The organism is Rhodococcus sp. LB1, assembly GCF_001583455.1.
Taxonomy (GTDB): domain Bacteria; phylum Actinomycetota; class Actinomycetes; order Mycobacteriales; family Mycobacteriaceae; genus Rhodococcus_F; species Rhodococcus_F opacus.
Window position 1 is genome coordinate 1 of sequence record NZ_LTCZ01000319.1, and the last position, 2,493, is coordinate 2,493.

2 protein-coding genes and 1 pseudogene are annotated in these 2,493 nt (G+C 68.3%); all 3 read left to right on the forward strand.

The window, feature by feature from the left end; genetic code table 11:
* Positions 1–433: pseudogene (locus AZG88_RS53040) on the forward strand (hypothetical protein); the annotation flags it as partial.
* A complete protein-coding gene (locus AZG88_RS32380; RefSeq protein WP_061700184.1) occupies positions 433–1,443 on the forward strand; it encodes a glutamate ABC transporter substrate-binding protein in 1,011 nt (336 codons plus the stop codon). The pseudogene AZG88_RS53040 and the gene AZG88_RS32380, both read left to right, overlap by 1 nt.
* Positions 1,444–1,482: 39 nt before the next feature.
* The coding region (locus tag AZG88_RS32385; protein WP_156517678.1) for a protein kinase domain-containing protein at positions 1,483–2,493 on the forward strand (1,011 nt) is incomplete at its 3' end.

A 2,493-nucleotide genomic window follows, 5' to 3' on the forward strand; every position in this document is an offset into this window, starting at 1 on the left:
GCAGCGCGGCTCCGACGAACAATCCGAGGTCGACTACACCCGGCGGTCGGCCGAACTCGCCGACATCCTCGGGGGGCTGCAGGACGGCGATCACGGTCCGGCGACGACACCGCCGATCGACGCCGCCGTGACCGCACTCGCCGACTGGCGGCGCGCACACACCATGCTGCAGGAGAAGCTCGACGTGGGGGACTACCCGGGGGCGAAGGCCATCGCGATCGGCCCCGCGGACTCGGCGTCCCCCGCCACCTTCGCGGCGCTCGACGAGTCGTTGCAGGACGGCATCGACCGATTCCGCAGCGAGGAACTCGACGGGATGGCCGACGCATATCGCTCGTTGTCGCTGCTCGCGGTGGGTAGCATGGTGATCGGCGTGCTCTGCGGGTTCGCCGTCGGTGGGGGGATCTGGCCCAGACTGAACGAGTACCACTGATGACGCGGGTGAGTCGACCGAGACGGCGGACGCGCCCGCGCGCCCTCCTTCTCTCCGCTGCCGTGGTCGCCGTCCTCGCGGCCGGATGCGCAACCCCGCAGCCCCTCACTCCCACCGTCCAGGGTGACTACTCGGAAGTGCCGCTGACGAGTGGGTCCGAGATCCTTCTGCCCACCGGCGACGTGCCCGAGGAGCCACCCGCACCCGACTCCTGCGGCGCGCTCGCGAGTCTCCGCCCCGCCGCCACCCCGGACGTCCGGGCGCCGGGAAGCTCGCTGGCCGAGATCACCGCCCGCGGCCGGCTGATCGTCGGAATCGATCAGAACACCAACCTCTTCAGTTTCCGGGATCCGACCACCGGCATGCTGATGGGATTCGACGTCGACGTCGCGGGAGAGATGGCACGGGACCTGTTCGGCGACCCCTCCCGGGTCGAATTCCGCCTCCTCACGTCCGGCGACCGTTTCGACGCCCTCGAGAACGAGGACGTGGATCTCGTGGTCAAGAGCACCTCGATCACGTGTGAACGGTCCGAGCGGGTCGCCTTCTCCACCGTGTACTTCCAGGCCTATCAGCGTCTGCTGGTGCCGAAGGGCTCCGGTATCTCCGGCCCGGAGGATCTGGCGGGCAAACGCGTCTGCACCGCCGGCGACACCACCTCGCTGGACACCGTTCGCCGAGTGCAGCCCGAGGCCACGATCGTGGCGGTACCCGACTGGGACGACTGCCTCGTGGTCCTCCAGCAGCGGCAGGCCGACGCCGCGAGCACCGACGACTCCATCCTCGCCGGGCTCGCCGCCCAGGACCCGAACTTGGAAATCGTCGGCCCGCCACTCGAGTCGGAGCCGTACGGCATCGGGGTCAACAAGAACAACGACGATCTGGTGCGCTTCGTGAACGGCACGCTGGATCGGATGCGTGCGGACGGAACCTGGACGAGGCTCTACGACAACTGGCTGACGGTTCTCGGCCCTGCCGCCGGACCCCCTGCCCCCACGTACCGGGACTGAGGTGACACCGACGTGAGCGACGAAACCAGACGAACACCGATGGACGACCCGGAATCCACCCGGGGTGTGCGGTTCGATCCGTTCGCGGACGACGAGGACGACGACGTCCCCTCGTCACGCACGGTGCCGGACGCCGTCCACACCTCCGACCTGTCGATGCTCCTGACCAATCCCGTTCTGGCGGAGCATAAACGCTACTGCGACCGATGCAAGCGCCCCGTCGGACGTTCCACCGCCGCGCGGCCGGGCGACACGGAGGGGGTGTGCACCCACTGCGGCACCGTCTTCTCGTTCGCCCCGCAACTCGAGGCGGGTGAACTGGTCGCGGGCCAGTACGAGGTCCTGGGGTGCCTCGCCCACGGCGGTGTCGGCTGGATCTACCTCGCGCTCGACCACAACGTCAGCGACCGCTGGGTGGTGCTCAAAGGCCTGCTGCACTCGGGCGACCCCGTGGCCCAGGAGGTGGCTCTCGCCGAGCGCCGGTTCCTCGCCGAGGTGACGCATCCGAGCATCGTCAAGATCTACAACTTCGTCGAACACCCCGGGATGGACGGCAATCCCATCGGGTACATCGTCATGGAGTACGTCCGGGGCAGAACCCTGCGCGACCTGCTCACCGAACTGAAGGAGGACGCCGGGCCCGACGACCCGAAGCCGATGCTGCCAGTGGAGCACGCCATCCGCTACCTCCTCGAGGTCACGCCCGCGCTCGGATACCTGCACTCGATGGGGTTGGTGTACAACGACCTCAAGCCCGAGAACATCATGATCGGCGACGACTACGACCAGCTCAAGCTCATCGACATGGGCGCGGTCGCCAGGATCGGGGATCACGGATACATCTACGGCACACAGGGTTACCAAGCCCCCGAGATCGCCACCACCGGCCCCACCGTCGCCTCCGACATCTACACCGTCGGGCGGACGCTGGCCGTGCTGACCCTCGACATGCCCACCGCCGGTGGCTGTTACGTCGACGGCCTGCCGACACCCGAGGAGGCGCCGCTGCTGGCGGAGTACGAGTTCTACCACCGGCTGCTGCTCCGGGCC

Excerpts from the sequence above, each read along its gene's own strand:
- AZG88_RS32380 (WP_061700184.1), top strand. The coding sequence starts at position 433 with ATGACGCGGGTGAGTCGACCGAGACGGCGGACGCGCCCGCGCGCCCTC.